The organism is Geodermatophilus sp. SYSU D00965, assembly GCF_054050075.1.
In genome coordinates this window covers 253,196-268,985 of sequence record NZ_JBJGYQ010000003.1, presented here as the reverse complement: position 1 = coordinate 268,985, position 15,790 = coordinate 253,196, and the positions used below count along the sequence as shown (strand labels likewise).

17 protein-coding genes, 2 tRNA genes and 1 other RNA gene are annotated in these 15,790 nt (G+C 76.3%); 10 read left to right on the top strand and 10 right to left on the bottom strand.

Going from position 1 to position 15,790, the window contains the following annotated elements:
• The first annotated feature begins 6 nt into the window (after window positions 1-6).
• Window positions 7-999 carry a glycosyltransferase family 9 protein gene (locus ACI789_RS04360; RefSeq protein ID WP_457006893.1) on the top strand — a complete coding sequence of 331 codons (993 nt, stop codon included), beginning with the start codon at window positions 7-9 and terminating at the stop codon, window positions 997-999.
• Window positions 1,000-1,243: 244 nt separating this feature from the next.
• Here ACI789_RS04360 and ACI789_RS04355 read toward each other — a convergent pair whose 3' ends face one another.
• From ACI789_RS04355 to ACI789_RS04335, 5 genes are all read right to left on the bottom strand, one after another.
• Window positions 1,244-2,887: a VWA domain-containing protein gene (locus tag ACI789_RS04355; RefSeq protein ID WP_457006892.1), complete on the bottom strand. Its 1,644-nt coding sequence runs from the start codon at window positions 2,885-2,887 to the stop codon at window positions 1,244-1,246.
• A 111-nt stretch (window positions 2,888-2,998) separates the two neighbouring features.
• Window positions 2,999-3,976: a UDP-glucuronic acid decarboxylase family protein gene (locus tag ACI789_RS04350; protein WP_457006891.1), complete on the bottom strand. Its 978-nt coding sequence runs from the start codon at window positions 3,974-3,976 to the stop codon at window positions 2,999-3,001.
• Window positions 3,977-4,175: 199 nt separating this feature from the next.
• Window positions 4,176-4,409, bottom strand: coding sequence for a DUF2630 family protein (locus tag ACI789_RS04345; protein ID WP_456920755.1), 234 nt, complete (start codon window positions 4,407-4,409; stop codon window positions 4,176-4,178).
• A gap of 39 nt (window positions 4,410-4,448) precedes the next feature.
• Window positions 4,449-5,372, bottom strand: coding sequence for a prephenate dehydrogenase/arogenate dehydrogenase family protein (locus tag ACI789_RS04340; protein WP_457006890.1), 924 nt, complete (start codon window positions 5,370-5,372; stop codon window positions 4,449-4,451).
• Window positions 5,369-5,809, bottom strand: coding sequence for a PaaI family thioesterase (locus tag ACI789_RS04335; RefSeq protein ID WP_457006889.1), 441 nt, complete (start codon window positions 5,807-5,809; stop codon window positions 5,369-5,371). Before ACI789_RS04335 ends, ACI789_RS04340 begins: the two co-directional genes overlap by 4 nt.
• A 43-nt stretch (window positions 5,810-5,852) precedes the next feature.
• Between ACI789_RS04335 and ACI789_RS04330 the strand changes: the two genes are divergently transcribed.
• The 5 genes from ACI789_RS04330 to ACI789_RS04310 all read left to right on the top strand — a co-directional run bounded on the left by ACI789_RS04330 (window position 5,853) and on the right by ACI789_RS04310 (window position 8,376).
• Window positions 5,853-6,515, top strand: coding sequence for an O-methyltransferase (locus tag ACI789_RS04330; RefSeq protein ID WP_456920750.1), 663 nt, complete (start codon window positions 5,853-5,855; stop codon window positions 6,513-6,515).
• Window positions 6,512-7,006, top strand: a complete 495-nt coding sequence (locus ACI789_RS04325) for a tRNA adenosine deaminase-associated protein (protein WP_456920749.1) — start codon at window positions 6,512-6,514, stop codon at window positions 7,004-7,006. Before ACI789_RS04330 ends, ACI789_RS04325 begins: the two co-directional genes overlap by 4 nt.
• Window positions 7,003-7,662: an HAD-IA family hydrolase gene (locus tag ACI789_RS04320; protein WP_456920748.1), complete on the top strand. Its 660-nt coding sequence runs from the start codon at window positions 7,003-7,005 to the stop codon at window positions 7,660-7,662. Before ACI789_RS04325 ends, ACI789_RS04320 begins: the two co-directional genes overlap by 4 nt.
• 151 nt (window positions 7,663-7,813) lie before the next feature.
• Window positions 7,814-8,278 (top strand): nucleoside deaminase, encoded by a 465-nt coding sequence (locus ACI789_RS04315; protein WP_457006888.1) that lies wholly within the window; start codon window positions 7,814-7,816, stop codon window positions 8,276-8,278.
• 10 nt (window positions 8,279-8,288) lie between these two features.
• Window positions 8,289-8,376, top strand: a tRNA-Ser gene (locus ACI789_RS04310).
• A gap of 51 nt (window positions 8,377-8,427) precedes the next feature.
• Here the strand turns inward: ACI789_RS04310 and ACI789_RS04305 are convergent.
• Together ACI789_RS04305 and ACI789_RS04300 are read right to left on the bottom strand one after the other, a co-directional pair.
• Window positions 8,428-10,044 (bottom strand): serine/threonine-protein kinase, encoded by a 1,617-nt coding sequence (locus ACI789_RS04305; protein WP_457006887.1) that lies wholly within the window; start codon window positions 10,042-10,044, stop codon window positions 8,428-8,430.
• Window positions 10,045-10,080: 36 nt separating this feature from the next.
• Window positions 10,081-10,428, bottom strand: coding sequence for a hypothetical protein (locus ACI789_RS04300; RefSeq protein ID WP_456920493.1), 348 nt, complete (start codon window positions 10,426-10,428; stop codon window positions 10,081-10,083).
• A 157-nt stretch (window positions 10,429-10,585) separates the two neighbouring features.
• Here ACI789_RS04300 and ACI789_RS04295 point away from each other — a divergent pair.
• A tRNA-Ser gene (locus ACI789_RS04295) sits at window positions 10,586-10,673 on the top strand.
• Window positions 10,674-10,738: 65 nt separating this feature from the next.
• Here ACI789_RS04295 and ACI789_RS04290 read toward each other — a convergent pair.
• Window positions 10,739-11,680, bottom strand: coding sequence for a DMT family transporter (locus ACI789_RS04290; RefSeq protein ID WP_457006886.1), 942 nt, complete (start codon window positions 11,678-11,680; stop codon window positions 10,739-10,741).
• 198 nt (window positions 11,681-11,878) lie between these two features.
• On the opposite strand from ACI789_RS04290, the gene ffs reads away from it, so the two are divergent.
• An RNA gene (ffs, locus tag ACI789_RS04285) (signal recognition particle sRNA small type) lies at window positions 11,879-11,974 on the top strand.
• A gap of 75 nt (window positions 11,975-12,049) precedes the next feature.
• A complete protein-coding gene (locus tag ACI789_RS04280) occupies window positions 12,050-14,380 on the top strand; it encodes a DNA polymerase III subunit gamma and tau (RefSeq protein ID WP_457006885.1) in 2,331 nt (776 codons plus the stop codon).
• Window positions 14,381-14,434: 54 nt separating this feature from the next.
• On the opposite strand, the gene ACI789_RS04275 is transcribed toward ACI789_RS04280, so the two are convergent.
• Window positions 14,435-14,917: an SRPBCC family protein gene (locus tag ACI789_RS04275; RefSeq protein ID WP_457006884.1), complete on the bottom strand. Its 483-nt coding sequence runs from the start codon at window positions 14,915-14,917 to the stop codon at window positions 14,435-14,437.
• Window positions 14,914-15,291: a metalloregulator ArsR/SmtB family transcription factor gene (locus ACI789_RS04270; protein WP_457006883.1), complete on the bottom strand. Its 378-nt coding sequence runs from the start codon at window positions 15,289-15,291 to the stop codon at window positions 14,914-14,916. The genes ACI789_RS04275 and ACI789_RS04270 overlap by 4 nt, the downstream gene beginning before the upstream one ends.
• A gap of 139 nt (window positions 15,292-15,430) precedes the next feature.
• Between ACI789_RS04270 and ACI789_RS04265 the strand changes: the two genes are divergently transcribed.
• Complete coding sequence (locus ACI789_RS04265) at window positions 15,431-15,766, top strand: YbaB/EbfC family nucleoid-associated protein (protein WP_457006882.1); 336 nt, start codon at window positions 15,431-15,433, stop codon at window positions 15,764-15,766.
• The last annotated feature ends 24 nt before the right edge of the window (window positions 15,767-15,790 follow it).

Here is a 15,790-nt window from a genome sequence, read left to right as displayed (position 1 = left end):
GCAGAGATGGCCATCTCTGCCCTCACCGACGGGCGGCCGGTGGCGGTCGTGCTGCGGCCGCTGGGGCTGGGCGACCTGCTCACCGGCGTCCCGGCGATCCGGGCGGTGCGGGCGGCCGTGCCCGGGCACCGCCTGGTGCTCGCGACGACGACCGCGCTCGCGCCGCTCGCCGGCCTGGTCGACGCGGTCGACCAGGTGCTTCCCGCCCGCGAGCTCGAGCCGCTGGACTGGGCGGGCCCCCCGCCGGAGCTCGCCGTCGACCTGCACGGCAAGGGCCCGGCCTCGCACGTCGTCGTCGCCGACCTGCACCCGGACCGGCTGCTCACCTTCGCCAGCCCCGGCTACCCGGGCCCGACCTGGTACCCCGACGAGCACGAGGTCCGCCGCTGGTGCCGGCTGGTGTCCGAGGGCCTGGGCGTGGCCGCCGACCCGGACGCGCTGGACCTCACGGTCCCCGCCGTGCTGTCGCCGGCACCCGAGGGGGTCGCCCTGGTGCACCCCGGCGCCGCCTTCCCCGGACGGCGCTGGCCGCCCGACCGCTTCGCCGCGGTCGCCCGGCACCTGGCCGCGGCCGGCCTGGACGTGCGGCTCACCGGCGGCCCGGCCGAGGTCCCGCTGGCCCGCGCGGTCGCCTCGGCGGCCGGCCTGGGCGAGGACGCGGTGCTGGCCGGGCGGACGTCGACGCTGGAGCTGGCCGCGCTCGTCGCCGGCGCCCGCGTCGTGCTAAGCGGCGACACCGGGATGGCGCACCTGGCGACCGCCTACCGGCGCCCCTCGGTGGTGCTGTTCGGGCCGGTGTCCCCGGCGCTGTGGGGCCCGCCGCCGCGGGGCGCGGACGGAGGGGCGCTGCACGTCGTCCTCTGGCACGGCGACGGAACCGGCGACCCGTGGGGTACCGAGCTCGACCCCGCGCTGGAGGCGATCACGGTCGCCGAGGTGACCGACGCCCTCGACGACCTGCTCGCCCGGACCGGCGACGACCTGCCCGTCCGGCTCTGACCTGGTCGCCGGACGCTCGCGTTCTGCCGACGCTGCTGGGCAGAGCACGAGCACCTCCCCGCAAGGTCGTGCTCTGCGTACCGGGGGCATGCAGAGCACGACTGTGTCGGGGATGTCCCGTTGCCGCGGCTGTCTCGTGCTCTGCGTACCGGGGGCACGCAGAGCACGACATTCCCGGAACGGTGCGCACCCCCGCGGCGCCGGCCACGACCCGGCGCGGTGCGGAGGACCGCGCTGTCACGGCTCAGCGCTGGCGCAGCGCGTCGAACAGCACCGTCTGCAGGTCGGCCGGGTCGACGGCGGAGTACGCCTCGCCGCCCGTGGCCTCGGCGATCTCCTGCAGCGCGTCGAGGTCGGCGTCCGGGCCGAGGGCGACGCCGATCACCTTGATCGGCCGGTCCTCGTCCGCCTCGTCGCGCAGCGTCTCCAGCAGCGCGTCGAGCTCGACCCCGTCGTCGTCGTTGGTGCCGTCGGTGACCATCAGCACGCTGTTCACCGCGGTCGGGTCGAAGTCGGCCCGCGCCGCGCGGACGGCGGCCAGCGTCGTGTCGTACAGGCCGGTGCCGCCGGGGCTGAGCCGGTCGGGGATGGTGTCGAGCTGCTCGTCGAGCAGGTCGCGCTGGGTGTCGCCGTCGACCTCGGCGTCGAGGGCGCGCGTGGGCACGAGCTCCGACCAGTCCTGGTCGCCCTCCAGCTCGTTGGCGAAGACCCACAGGCCGAGCGCGAAATGGCCCGGCACCAGCGCCAGGGTGCTCTGCGCGGCGTCCCGGGCCAGCGTGGCGCGGGTGCCGTCGCCGGCCGGGGCCTCCATCGACGTGGAGACGTCGAACACGGTGAGGATCCGCGACGGCGCGGCCAGCTCGGCCAGCTGCGCCAGCAGCGACTGCACCTGCCCGGGGTCGAGCAGCAGCGCCTCGGGTGCCTCCTCGCGGGTGCCGGTCGCCTCGCCGGCCTGCGGGGGAGCGGCACCGTCGGCATCCCGGAACCCGGCCTCCCGGACGGCGGTGCGCGCCGCGTCGGAGGTCAGCGCCGACACCACCGCGGCCACCGCCGTCGCGTCGGCACCCGAGGCCGAGCCGACCCGCACGACCGGGTAGTCCAGCGACGGCGAGCCCTCGCGGGGGTACACCGCGACCAGCGAGGGGTCCTCGGCGCTGGTGTTGGTGGCGTACACCTCCTGCTCGCTGACCGGCACCAGCGGCGCGTCGGCGTCGTCCGCCCCCGCGGCCTCCAGCGCGTCGGCCGGCGAGACCGACGGGCCGCGCTCGGCGGCCAGCACGGCCTGGACGACGGCGTTGTCGGCGTCCTCGCCGCCACCCAGCGCGGTCCGGACGGCGCCCAGCGCGGCCAGCCCCTCGGCACTGGTGGCCAGGTCCGGCACGGCGAGGCCCTGGTCGCTGGCCAGCGCCTCGCCCCACCCGGGCGGCGAGTCGTCCCAGCCCAGCTCCGCGACCGCGGCCCGGCTGGTCGCCAGCACGACCGGGGAGGTGGCCATCGAGCCCGCCGTCTCCAGCGGGACCTCGCCCGCCCGGGCCGGCCACAGCGACGAGTCGGGCACCCAGACGTGCGGCAGGTCGGCCGGTTCCAGCGCGCTGAGGTCCCCGAGGGTCTGCACCGGTTCCTGCGCGGTCACCTGGGCGCCCGCGCAGTCGCCGTCCGCCACGCCCTCGGCGTCGGCCAGGACGCGGTCGGCGACGGAGGCCAGCTCCGGGGCCACGGCCACCCGGACGACGGCGGTCGCGTCGCAGTCGGCGTCACCGGCGCTGACGACCCACCAGGTGATGCCGCCGGCGACCAGCACCACGAGCGCCACGGCCGCGGCGATGAGCAGTTGCGGGGTGACGGCGACGCCCCGTCGGCCGGCGGACGTGTCGGCGTGGCGGCCCATCGTGCAGTTCCCCCGTCGGTCGGTCAGGGTCTCGTCGACGGCGACCCCCGCGACCGCCCCTGCTCACAGATTAGATGCGTCCGGTGACGGAGGGGCGTCGGGCGACCGGCGTCACCCCGCGGCGGCCACCGCCGGCGTCTGCTGCTCGGCGAACCACGCCACCGTCCGGCGCAGCCCCTCCTCCGACGGCACCGTCGGCCGCCAGCCCAGCAACTGCTCGGCGCGGGTGGTGTCGGGCCGGCGCACCTTGGGGTCGTCCACGGGCAGGTCGATGAACTCGATCGGCGAGGAGGACCCCGTCAGCTCGCGGATCCACTCGGCCAGCCGGAGCATCGACAGCTCGTCGGGGTTGCCGATGTTCACCGGACCCGCCTCGGCGGAGAACGCCATCGCGAGGATGCCGCGCACCGTGTCGTCGACGTAGCAGATCGACCGCGTCTGCGAGCCGTCCCCGGCGACGGTCAGCGGGCGGCCGGACAGCGCCTGCCCGACGAACGCGGGGATGGCGCGGCCGTCGTCCGGGCGCATCCGCGGGCCGTAGGTGTTGAAGATCCGGACGATGCCGGTGTCGGTGCCCTTCGACGTCCGGTACGCGGTGGTCAGGGCCTCGCTGAACCGCTTGGCCTCGTCGTACACCCCGCGCGGGCCGACCGGGTTGACGTTGCCCCAGTAGTCCTCGTCCTGGGGGTGCTGCAGCGGGTCGCCGTACACCTCGGAGGTGGAGGCGAGGACGTACCGGGCGCCCTTGTCGTGGGCCAGGCCCAGGGTGTGCAGGGTGCCGAGGCTGCCCACCTTGAGCGTCTCGATGGGCATCTTCAGGTAGTCCAGCGGGCTGGCCGGCGAGGCGAAGTGCAGCACCAGGTCGACCGGGCCGGGGACGTGCACGTAGTCGGTCACGTCGCACCGGACCAGCCGGAAGCCCGGGTGCTCCATGAGGTGGACGACGTTCTCCGGGGAGCCGGTGAGGAAGTTGTCGAGGCAGACGACCTCGACGTCCCGCTCGAGCAACTGCTCGCACAGGTGGGAGCCGAGGAACCCGGCCCCGCCGGTGACCACTGCCCGCCGGATCGTCCGCGCCGCGTGCACCATGCCTGCTCCCCTCGCCTCGGGCGCGTGACCGAGCGCGCCGAGGCGCGGCATACCCGCAAGATCAGCGGCACACACTTCGACTTCTAAGTGTTCTGGCCCGGCCCTGGAAGGCCCCGCTCGGCCCCCTGCAGTGCCCCCGCCCCGGCCCCGTCCAGAGGCTCACCCCGAGCGTGCGAGGGGTGAGGAGGACGGGGTCCTTCTACTGCAGGTAGCCCTCGACCTGCTGCTCGGGGCGGGGCTGGGCCTCGTCGGGGTCCTGCCCGTACTGGCGCTTGGCGTCCCGCTGGCGGAGCAGGTCCCACAGCTGGTCGCGGTCCTCCTCGATCTGGCGGAGCCGGGCGCGGTCCTCGTCGGTGTGCTCACCGCTGTCGCGCAGGCGGTGCTCCTCCTCGACCAGCGCCTCGATGCGGCTGCGGATCTCGCTGTCGTCCATGTCGCCTCCCTGCCCGCCGCGCGGCGGGCGAAACGGGCGTCAGCCGACGTCCGGCGTCCAGCCCTCCAGGAACGCGGCCAGCCGCCCGGTCACGGCGCCGCCGGCGCGGCCGAGCGCCAGCAGCGCCGTCCGGTCCAGCGGCACGCGGGCGCCGCGCCGTCCGGCCGGCGCCCCCGCGCGCACGGCGTGCCCGGCGGCGACCAGCTCGGGCCACGGGCGGGCCAGCTGGGCCTGCACCCGGGCCAGCGCGGCCGCGGTCGGGCCGGCGTTGCTCTCGACCATCGCCGTGACGAACCCCGGGTCGCTGGCGATCACCCGGGTGCCGTCGCGGAAGCTGCCGGCGGCCAGGGACAGGGCCAGCGGGCCGGCCTCCCCGGCCGCGGCGGCGAGCGCCGCGGCGAGCAGGTGCGGGACGTGGCTGATCGCGGCCACCGCGTCGTCGTGCTCCGCGGCGGTCACCGGCACCACCTCGGCGCCGACGGCGAGCGCGACCTCGGCCACCCGCAGCCACCGCGGCAGCTCGGTGCCCGGCTCCAGGCAGACCGCCCAGCGGGCGCCGGCGAACAGGCCCGGGTCGGTGGCGGCGTGCCCTGACCGCTCGGTGCCGCACATCGGGTGGCCGCCGACGTACCGGCTCCCGAGGGCCGCGCCCAGCTCGTCCAGCACCGGCACCTTCACCGAGCCCAGGTCGGTGACCGTCGCGTCGGGCGCGACGGCGAGCCCCTCGAGGGCCCGGGCCATGGCCGGCAGCGGGACGGCGAGGACGACGACCCCGGCCATCTCCCGGTCGATCCGCACCCCCCGGGCCGCGGCGGCCTCGCGGGCGGCGGGGTCGACGTCCCACCCGGTGACGGGGCGGCCCGCCGCGACGAGGGCCGCGGCCAGCGAGCCGCCGAGCTGGCCGAGGCCCACGACGCCGACCGGCGGCGCCGGCATCGTCGGTACGGGGAACGAGGAGGTCACGCGGACCCCCAGGGGCGCTCGGTGCGGAACACCCGCGCCAGCGCGGTCGCGACCAGCCGGCCGTCCTGCGCGCGGGCGTCGATGCGGTAGACCGCGGTGCGGCTGCTGCGGTGCACCTCGATGCCCTCGGCCACCAGCCGGTCACCCGGCCGGCCGGGCGCGAGGAACTCGGTGTGCACGTCCTGCGCGACGGCGACCGTCCCGTGGCTGTTGCTCACCGCCGCGTGGACGACGTCGAGCAGCGCCATGGTCGCGCCGCCGTGCGCGGTGCCGACGGCGTTGAGCAGCTCGGGACCGACGGTCATCGCGGCGCGGGCGTAGCCGGGGCGCACCTGCTCGAGCGCGATCCCCAGGTGCCCGGCCAGCGGGTCGGCCGCCAGCCGGGCGAAGAGCGCGGGGTCGACGTCGGCACCGTCGTCGGGCGCGGGATCGGCCATGATCAGAGGCTATGACCCCCGCGCTCCTCCGCCGTCACGCGCCATGACCCCGCGGTCGTTCCTGCTCACCGCAGAGCTCAGCGACTACGTCCGCGCCAGCTCCGAGCCGCCCGACGACGTCGCCGCCGACCTGCTGGCCGAGACCGCCACCCTGGCCGACCGGGGCGAGGTGCCGCCGACCTTCCAGATCGCCGCCGAGCAGGGCACGTTCATGCAGCTGCTCACCGGCGCCCTCGGCGTCCGCCGGGCGATCGAGATCGGCACGTTCACCGGCTTCTCCGCGCTGTGCATCGCCCGCGGGCTGCCCGCCGACGGCTCGCTGCTCTGCCTGGACCGCAGCGAGGAGTGGACGGCGATCGCGCGGAGGTACTGGGCGCGGGCGGGGCTCGCCGACCGGATCGAGCTGCGGCTGGGCGACGCGCACGAGTCGCTGCGCGCGCTGCCGGCCGAGCCGACGTTCGACCTGGCCTTCGTCGACGCGGACAAGACCGGCTACGCCGCCTACGTCGACGAGCTGCACCCGCGGCTGACCGACAACGGGGTCGTGCTGCTGGACAACACCCTGGCGGGCGGCCGGGTGCTCGACCCGCAGACGGACAACGAGCGGGCGATCGCCGAGCTCAACGCCGCGCTGGCCGGCGACCCGCGCTGGGAGACCGTGCTGCTGCCCCTCTCCGACGGGCTGACCATGCTGCGCAAGCGATGAGCGACGAACCGAGGTCGAGCTGGGCGGTGCGGGTCAGCCGCCCGACCGGGCGCTGGCAGGTGGAGCTGCTGGCCTCCGACGCGGCCGACGAGCTGCCGGTGCTGGAGCGGGCCCTCGGCGAGCCGGGCGCCGACGAGTGGCCGGGGCCGTTCGTGGTCGTCGTCGACTCTCGGCTGTACTTCGTCGTCCTCCGGCACGGGCCGGGCGGCATGGTGCGGGCGCTGATCTCCGACGCGACCATGCAGGAGTGGGTGCTCGCCGCCGAGGTGGTGGAGCGCTACGGGATCGCCGTCGACGCCGACGGCGCCTTCGACGACGACGAGACCGGCTGGCCCGGCGGTGACCTGGACGTCTTCGCCGACGACGGGCTCCCCGCCGAGCAGCTGCGGCCGATCGTCACCGCCGACGACCTGTGGGCCGACGAGATGGTCGCCGCCATCGCCGCGCGGCTCGGCTTCGCCGACGAGCTCGCCGCGGCGGTGACGCCGTGAGCGGGAGGGTCTCCGCCGTCGTCTTCGACCTCGGCGGGGTGCTCACCGAGAGCCCGATGCCGGCGTTCGCCGCCTACGAGGCCGAGGCGGGGCTGCCGGAGGGGCTGATCCGGCGGCTGAACACCATCGACCCCGACACCAACGCCTGGGCGCGGTACGAGCGCAGCGAGCTCGACGCCGCCGGCTTCATCGACGCCTTCGAGGCCGAGGCGCTGGCCGCCGGGCACCGCCTCGACGCGCGCCGGGTGCTCGCCGCGCTGGCCGGGGAGCTGCGCCCGGCGATGGTCGCCGCCGTGACCCGGCTGCGGGACGCGGGGCTGCCCCTGGCGCTGCTGTCCAACAACGTCGCGCCCATGGAGCGCACCGGGCGGCTCGGGGAGCTGCTGGCACTGTTCGACGCGGTGGTCGAGTCCTCGCTGGAGGGCGTGCGCAAGCCCGAGCCGGAGATCTACCGCCGCGCGCTGGCCCGGTTGTCCGAGGCCGTCGGCCGGGCGATCGAGCCGGCCGACTGCGCCTACCTCGACGACCTCGGCATCAACCTCAAGCCCGCCCGGGCGATGGGGATGCACACCGTCAAGGTCGTGGACCCGACCGCCGCGCTGGCCGAGCTGTCGGACCTCGTCGGACTCGACCTCCTGTCGGTGGCAGGCCCGTGACCCCTCCGCCGGCACACCTGTCTCCCCGCGCAGTCGTGCTCTGCCCACCCTGGCGGGCAGAGCACGAGCTCCCGGAGAGCACGGGGGCGGCCGATCGGTCGTGCTCTGCCCACGGTGGTGGGCAGAGCACGACCTCCCCGGAGACGACCCGGTGACCCCGGACGTCGACTCCGCCATGGGGCGCGCGCTCGAGCTCGCCGCCGCCGCGGTGGAGTGGGGCGACACGCCGATCGGTGCCGTCGTCCTCGGCCCGGACGGCGCCGTCCTCGCCGAGGCGGCCAACGAGCGGGAGAAGCGCGGCGACCCCACCGCGCACGCCGAGGTGCTCGCCCTCCGCGCGGCCGCGCAGGTGCACGGCGACGGCTGGCGGCTGACCGGGACGACGCTCGTCGTCACCCTCGAGCCCTGCACCATGTGCGCCGGCGCCAGCGTGCTGGCCCGGGTGGACCGGGTCGTCTACGGTGCCGACGACCCGAAGGCCGGCGCGGTCGGGTCGCTGTGGGACGTCGTCCGCGACCGCCGGCTCAACCACCGCCCGCAGGTCACCGGCGGTGTCCGCGCCGAGGAGTCCGCCGCGCTGCTACGCGCGTTCTTCCGCCGGAAACGGGACCTGTAGTCTCTTCGGCGGTGGCGTGTCCGAGCGGCCGAAGGAGCACGCCTCGAAAGCGTGTGAGGTGCAAGCCTCCGTGGGTTCAAATCCCACCGCCACCGCCAGTGCGAAGCCGCCCCCGGGATCCCGGGGGCGGCTTCGTCGTTCCGGGGTCCTCAGCCGACGGTGTCGACGTACCGGTCGAGGTCGACCAGCCACCCGCCGTCGTCGGCCGGCACGAGCCGGACCTCGTGCCGCTCGACCTCCTCGCGCCCGTCGGTGCGGGTGAAGCGCACCTCGGTGGTCGCCGTGACCGTGCCGTCGTCCCCGGACTCGGCGTCGCGCACGTCCTCGAGCTCCACCTCCGACCACGGCGCCCAGAAGTCCTCGTAGTAGGCGCGGTCGGCCGCGGCGCGCAGCGTCGGCCCGGTCATGGCGTACGCCGCCTCCGGGTCGTCGGGGAGGTGGCCGTAGTACTCGTCCAGGGTGTCCTCGGCGACCGCGGTCGCGTCCTCGTCCACCGGCGCGCCGTCCTCCGCGGGGCCGGCCGTGTCCGGTGCCGCGGCACCGTCTCCACCGGCCGGGGAGGACGACGCCGGAGCGGGCTGCGCGCCCGTCCCGCCGGGGTCGTTCCGCGTGGTGAACCAGAGCGCGGCGCCCCCGCCGAGCAGGACGGCGACCAGCAGGACGGCGACCAGCGGGGCTCTCCGCCGGCGCGCCCGGCTCCGGGACGCCGGCGGCGCGGCGGGCGGTGGACCGGCGGGCCGCGGTGCGGCGGGCGGTGGAGCCGGTGGCGGCTGCGGGTGCCGGGCCGGCGCGGACGTCGGCGCGCGGCGCGGGGGTGGCGGCCGGCGAGGCGTGGGGGTGGCGGCCGCCGGAGGGAGTTCGGCGGTCCGGGCCCGGTTGGTGGACGAGCGCAGCTTCGTGCGGGCCAGCAGGACCGTCGTCGGGTCGCCGTCCGGCCCGACGGCGAGCTGGGCGAGCTCGTCGCGCACCTGTTCCATCGTCGGGCGCTGCGCCGGGTCGGTCGCGAGCATCCGCAGGAGCGGCCCGGTCATCGAACCGGCCCGCCGCGGGGACTCCGGCCGGCCGGCCGCGACGCGGTGCAGCAGCCGCAGGGCGTTGTCGTCCATCCCGAACGGGGGCTGGCCCTCCAGGCAGGTGAAGAGCGTCGCGCCGAGGGAGAAGACGTCCGAGGCCGGCGTCATCTCCACACCCTGCGCGACCTCGGGGGCGAGGAACGCCGGCGTGCCGGTGATCTGGCCGGTCTGGGTCAGCGTGACGTCGCCGCGGGCGTGGGAGATGCCGAAGTCGGTGATCTTCACCAGGCCGTCGACGTCCGGGCCCGAGCCGATGAGGACGTTGGCCGGCTTCACGTCGCGGTGGACGACCCCGGCCGCGTGCGTGGCGGCCAGCGCGTCGGCGATCTGGGCACCGATCTGGGCGACCACGTCCACCGGCAGGACGCCGTCCTCGTGCAGCACCTCCGCGAGGCTGCGCGAGGGCAGGTACTCCATGACCAGCCACGGCGACCCGTCCACCTCCGCGACGTCGAAGACGCGGATGGCGTGCGGGTGGCTCAGCCGGGCGGCGATGCGGCCCTCGCGCAGCGCGCGCTGGTGCTGTTGCTCCACCGCGGCCTGGTCGGCCCCGCTGGGCGGCAGGACCTGCTTGAGCGCGACGTGCCGCCCCAGCCGGTCGTCGTGGGCCAGCCACACCGCGCCCATGCCGCCACCGCCGATCCGTGACACCAGGCGGTAGCGGCCGGCGACGAGGTCGTCGGGTGCGGTCATCTCCGGTCCCCGTCCCGCGGGGGTGGGTGGCGCCGGTCAGACCCCGGAGGGGACGCCGTAGCGCCGGGCGTACTCCTCCTGGGCTCCCGCGGGCAGCGCGTCGTACAGCTCCCCGAGCTCGCGGGCGGCGTCGGGGGAGAGGTCGTCGAACAGCCGCTCCCAGGTGGGCGGTTCGTCGTAGCTGCGGGTGAGCAGCAGCTCCCAGGCGCGGGTCTGCCGGTCCCGCTTGCTCCGCTCGGCGGCGAACTCCGACAGGTAGCGGTCCTTGGCGGTGTCCTTCTCGGCCTTGGTGGCCGACGGCGGCAGCCCCGAGGGGTCGGCGCCCTTGAGCACCGCGACGATGGCGTCCACGACCTCGGGCCGGGGCTGGTCGGGCTCGGTCATGGGGAGTGCCTCCTCGTGGTGCTGCGTGCCGGGGGAGCGGCTGGTTCCGACCAGCCTTCCCTACCCTGCCGACGGGAAACACCCCCGCCCGTCCCGCGCCGCTCGGGTGCCGCGGCGCACCTCCTCCCGGCCGCCCGGTATCCTGGGGCGCGCAGTTGGAGGATTCGCCTAGTGGCCTATGGCGCTCGCTTGGAAAGCGGGTTGGGGGCAACCCCTCGGGAGTTCGAATCTCCCATCCTCCGCCACCGGGAAGGCCTGCCTGCCGGGGCCCGCCGCGAGCTCGCGAGCGGTGGGGGCAGGCAGGTCTTCCTCAGGCGGCCGGCTCGGGGACGACGTCCGGCCGGGCGCGGACGCCGAGCCGCCGCAGGTAGAGGCCCGCGACCGCGCCGAGGACCAGCACGCCGCCGGCGAGCGCGCCGAGCGGCAGTCGTTCGCCCAGGAACGCGGTGGCCAGCACCGTCGCGGTGACCGGCTCGAGCAGGGTGACGATCGCCGCGACCGCGCCGGGCACGGTCCGCAGCCCGCGGAAGAACAGCGCGTAGGCCGCCGCGCTCGGCACCGCGCCCAGGTAGAGCAGCGTGGCCAGGGCCACCGGCTCCGCCGTGAGGTGCAGCCCCCCGGCCAGTGCCACCGGGGTGAGCAGCAGCGCCCCGCCGACGAACCCGGCCAGGGTCACCGGGACGCCGGCCGGCAGGCCCCCGCTGGCGAGGGTGACCACCGCGTAGCCCAGCGCCGACCCGACCGCCAGCAGGGCGCCGAGCAGCACCGCCGTCCCGGTCGAGGCCCCGGCGGTCAGGCCGACCAGCAGGCCCAGCCCGGTCAGCGCGGCGGCCAGCGCGAGCACCGTGGCGCGGTCGGGCCGGCCGTGGCCGAGCAGCGCCGCGCCGACGGCGATGAGCAGCGGGGCCAGGCCGAGCGCGACCAGCGTGGCGATGCTCACCCCCGCCGACGCGACGGCGGCGAAGTAGGCCAGCTGGTAGGCGGCCAGCCCCGCCGCGACCAGCGCCAGCCGGACGGCGACCGGCCGGGTCAGCGGGACGGCGACCGGGCGGCGCCGGCGGGTGAGCAGGTGGGCGACGAGCAGGACGGCGGCACCGACGGCCATGCGGTGCCAGGCGATGTCCAGCGGGCCGAGGTCGGTGCGGTCGGCGACGATGCGGCCGCTGACGCCCGAGGTGCCCCAGCAGAGGGCGGCGGCCACGACGAGGGGGAAACCGCGCGCGGCGGACGCGCGGGGAGTGGGGGTGGGCATGACGCTCCTGGTCGGATCCGGATCGGGGAGTTCGGTCCGGAGCACGGCGCAGGGGCCGGGCGCGGTCGCGCCGGGCGGTCAGCAGCCCGCGGTGCTCCGGGTCAGGAGCGCGGCGGGGGCAGGACGAGCGCGTGCGTCATGGCCGGGAGCGTAGCGAGGGCACCCACGATCGGCCGACCGGTTTCCTCTACAGTGGAGGCCGACCCCCCGCGTGGCGTCATCCTGTGAACCTCCCCAGGGCCGGAAGGCAGCAAGGATAAGCAGGCTCTGGCGGGTGCGCGGGGGGTCCTCGCGTTCCTGGGCCCGGGCGTGACGCAGGGCGCGGCGGAGGTCCACGGTGTCGTCCGACCTGCCACGTAACCTCGTCGCGTGGCTCTGGCGCTCTACCGGAAGTACCGCCCGGCGACCTTCGCCGAGGTGGTCGGCCAGGAGCACGTGACGGCCCCGCTCGTCAACGCCGTCGACGGCGGGCGGATCAACCACGCGTACCTCTTCAGCGGCCCGCGCGGGTGCGGCAAGACCTCCTCGGCGCGGATCCTCGCCCGCTCGCTTAACTGCGAGCGGGGGCCGACGTCCACGCCCTGCGGGGTGTGCGCCTCGTGCGTGGCCCTGGCGCCGGACGGGCCGGGCTCGCTGGACGTCATCGAGATCGACGCGGCCAGCCACGGCGGTGTGGACGACGCCCGCGACCTCCGCGAGCGCGCCTTCTTCGCCCCGGTCAACAGCCGCTACAAGGTCTACATCGTCGACGAGGCGCACATGGTGACCACGCAGGGCTTCAACGCCCTGCTCAAGGTCGTCGAGGAGCCGCCGGAGTTCCTCGTCTTCGTCTTCGCGACCACCGAGCCGGACAAGGTGCTGCCCACCATCCGCTCGCGCACCCACCACTACCCGTTCCGGCTGGTGCCGCCGACGACGCTGCGCGGCCTGCTGGAGCGGACCTGCGCCGCCGAGGGCGTCCAGGTCGAGGCGACGGTGTTCCCGCTGGTGGTGCGGGCCGGCGGCGGCTCGGTCCGCGACTCGCTGTCCATCCTCGACCAGTTGCTGGCCGGCGCCGGGCCGGAGGGGGTCACCTACAAGAGCGCGGTCGGCCTGCTCGGGGTCACCGACGACGCGCTGCTCGACGAGACGATCGACGCGCTGGCCGCCCACGACGCGCCCGCCGTGTTCCGCGCCGTCGACCGGGTGGTCGAGGCCGGGCACGACCCCCGCCGGTTCGCCACCGACCTGCTCGACCGGCTGCGCGACCTGATCGTGCTCGACGCCGTCCCGGACGCCGGGGGCAACGGCCTGCTCGACTGCCCGCCCGACCGGCTGGACCTGATGAGCTCGCAGGCGCAGGCCCTGGGCGCGGCGACCCTGTCGCGGATGGCCGACACCGTGCACGAGGGCCTGACCGAGATGCGCGGGACGACGGCGCCGCGGCTGCTGCTCGAGCTGGTGTGCGCCCGGATGCTGCTGCCCGCGACCGACGACTCGGCGGCGGCCACCCTCCAGCGGCTGGAACGCCTCGAGCGGCGGCTGTCGATCGCCGGCGAGCACGCCGGGCGGCCGGTCGCCGACGCGCCGGTGCGCGAGACCCGTCGGGAACCGGCGGAACCCGCTCCCGCAGCGCCCGAGCAGCCGGCCGGTCCCCGCCGGGAGTTCGTGCGCAGGTCCCAGGCGGCCCCATCCGCTCCGGCGCCGGCCGCCGCCGCAGGCCCGGACACCGCCGTTCCCGCACCGTCCGCTCCTGCGCCCGCCGCTCCCGCCCCGGCCACTCCCGCGCCCGCCGCCGTCCCGGAGCCGCCCCGCGCCGAGCCGGCCCGGTCACCGGCTGCCGACGACTGGCCCGCGACGACCCCGCCCGGGTCCGGCGCGCCGGCCTCCCGCCCGGCTCCGGCCGCCGACGACTGGCCCGTGACCACCCCGCCGGGGTCCGGCGCGCCGTCGCGTCCGGCGCCCGCGACCCCGCCGGCGCCCGCCGCGCAGCCGGCGCCCGCGGAGGAGCCCCGCCGGCCACGGGTCGCCGCGGCGGACCCCGACATCCCGCTGCCCCCGGAGCCGACCGACGACGAGGACGGGTGGGCCGGCCCGGCCCGTCCCGCGGCGCCGCCCGCGGCGGTGCGCACCGAGCAGCCGCGCCCGGCCGCGCCCGCGGCACCCCGGGCAGCGGCCAGCTCCTCGCCCGCGCCGCGCGGGGCCGAGCCGACGCCGGTGGTCTCGGCCGACCCCGCCCCGGCCTCGACGACCGCCGGTGACGGCGAGCTGACCACCAGCGACGTCCGCCGAGTGTGGCCGGAGCTGCTCAAGGTGGTGCGCGGCCACAAGCGCACCACCGAGGCCCTGCTCAAGAGCGCGCAGGTGCAGGACCTCGCCGGCGGCGTGCTGACCCTGGCGGCGACCTCGCCGGCGCTGGCCAAGATGCTGGGCGACGACCTCAACAAGGACGTCGTCCGGCAGGCGCTGCAGGAGCTGCTCGGGGTGCGCTGGAAGGTGCAGGTCGTCGTCGAGGGAGCGGTCCGCAGCACCGGGCCGGCGGCCTCGCCGGAGGTGGCCCGTGAGGCGGCGCGCGCCGCGGAGGCCGCCGAGGCCCGCGAGCTCATGGCCGAGCGGGCGGCGGAGGGCTCCGGCGACCGGGAGCCCGCGCCGGCGGTCGACCCCGAGCAGGCGGCCCTGGCCCTGCTGCGCGCACAGCTCGGCGCCCGCCCCATCGAGTGAGGACACCCCCGGCCCCCGCCGACCCAGACCGGCGGCGGGGGCGGGGCTCCTCCCTCAGCTGCGGGCGAGGACCTCGTCGAGGCGCTCGTAGCCCTCGACGACGCCGACCTCCATGCCGCTGGCCACGAACGCGTCGCGGTCGGCGAAGGAGTCGACCAGCGAGGTCGTGGTCAGCCGGGTGCGCCCGTCGCCGAGGTCCTCGAGGACCAGCTTCTCCAGCGCCACGCCGTCCGGCATGCCCTCGAAGGTGAACGTCTGCACGATCAGCTGGTCCGGCCGCACCTCGTGGAAGCTGCCGTGGAAGGCGTACTCCTCGCCGTCCTGCCGGTGCACGTAGCGGTAGGAACCGCCGGTGCGGCAGTCGTAGTGGTCGATCGACATCTCCAGGCCGCGCGGACCGAGCCACTGCACCAGCAGGTCGGGATCGGTGTGCGCGCGGAACACCTTGGCCGGCGGGGCGTCGAACTCCCGGGTGATCCGGACCAGCGGCACCTCGGGGTCGAGGGCGATCTGGGTCTCGTGCGTGGTGGTGGTCATGACGGGGTTCCTCCCTCGGGTCGTGCAGTGCGTGTGGTGGGCGACGACGGCTCGTCCGGCATGTTCCGGAGGACGTCGTCCAGACGGCGGTAGCGCTCCTCGGCCTGGCGCCGGTAGCGCTCGATCCACTTCGTCATGAGGTCGAAGACCTCGGCTTCCAGGTGGACCGGGCGGCGCTGGGCGTCCCTGCTGCGGCTGACCAGGCCGGCGTCCTCGAGCACCCGCAGGTGCTTGGACACCGCCTGCACGCTCACGTCGTAGGGCTCGGCGAGCTCACCGACGGTCGCGTCGGCCACCGCGAGACGGGCGACCATGTCGCGCCGGGTGGGGTCGGCCAGGGCCGCGAAGACCCGGGACAGGGGATCGGCGGCCACGTCGGTTCCTCCTCTCTTCGTCAACCGTTCGGTTGAGGACACGGTGGCCTCGTCCGGCCGCGTTGTCAACCTCTTGGTTGAAGAAGGTGGTCGGCCCGTCGTCCCGGCGGGCGTCGTACCCGCGGCCTACGCTCGGGTCATGTTCCCCGGAGGCCAGCCCGACATGGCACGCCTGCTCGAGCAGGCGCAGCAGATGCAGCAGCAGTTGGCTGCCGCGCAGGAGCAACTGGCCCAGGAGACGGTGACCGGCTCGGCCGGTGGCGGCCTGGTCACCGCGACCATGACCGGCCAGGGTGAGCTCAGCGCGGTCACCATCGCCCCCGAGGCGGTCGACCCCGACGACGTCGAGACCCTGCAGGACCTCGTCGTCGCCGCCGTCCGCGACGCCTCGCGCCAGGCCAACGAACTCACCGCCAGCCGCATGGGTCCGCTCGCCGGCGGCCTGGGCGGCGGCCTGGGGCTACCCGGCCTCTGAGCCGCGCCGCCCTGACCCGACGAG

Excerpts from the sequence above, each read along its gene's own strand:
- ACI789_RS04360 (WP_457006893.1), top strand. The coding sequence starts at position 7 with ATGGCCATCTCTGCCCTCACCGACGGGCGGCCGGTGGCGGTCGTGCTG.
- ACI789_RS04355 (WP_457006892.1), bottom strand. The coding sequence starts at position 2,887 with ATGGGCCGCCACGCCGACACGTCCGCCGGCCGACGGGGCGTCGCCGTC.
- ACI789_RS04350 (WP_457006891.1), bottom strand. The coding sequence starts at position 3,976 with ATGGTGCACGCGGCGCGGACGATCCGGCGGGCAGTGGTCACCGGCGGG.
- ACI789_RS04345 (WP_456920755.1), bottom strand. The coding sequence starts at position 4,409 with ATGGACGACAGCGAGATCCGCAGCCGCATCGAGGCGCTGGTCGAGGAG.
- ACI789_RS04335 (WP_457006889.1), bottom strand. The coding sequence starts at position 5,809 with ATGGCCGATCCCGCGCCCGACGACGGTGCCGACGTCGACCCCGCGCTC.
- ACI789_RS04330 (WP_456920750.1), top strand. The coding sequence starts at position 5,853 with ATGACCCCGCGGTCGTTCCTGCTCACCGCAGAGCTCAGCGACTACGTC.
- ACI789_RS04325 (WP_456920749.1), top strand. The coding sequence starts at position 6,512 with ATGAGCGACGAACCGAGGTCGAGCTGGGCGGTGCGGGTCAGCCGCCCG.
- ACI789_RS04305 (WP_457006887.1), bottom strand. The coding sequence starts at position 10,044 with ATGACCGCACCCGACGACCTCGTCGCCGGCCGCTACCGCCTGGTGTCA.
- ACI789_RS04300 (WP_456920493.1), bottom strand. The coding sequence starts at position 10,428 with ATGACCGAGCCCGACCAGCCCCGGCCCGAGGTCGTGGACGCCATCGTC.
- ACI789_RS04290 (WP_457006886.1), bottom strand. The coding sequence starts at position 11,680 with ATGCCCACCCCCACTCCCCGCGCGTCCGCCGCGCGCGGTTTCCCCCTC.
- ACI789_RS04275 (WP_457006884.1), bottom strand. The coding sequence starts at position 14,917 with ATGACCACCACCACGCACGAGACCCAGATCGCCCTCGACCCCGAGGTG.
- ACI789_RS04265 (WP_457006882.1), top strand. The coding sequence starts at position 15,431 with ATGTTCCCCGGAGGCCAGCCCGACATGGCACGCCTGCTCGAGCAGGCG.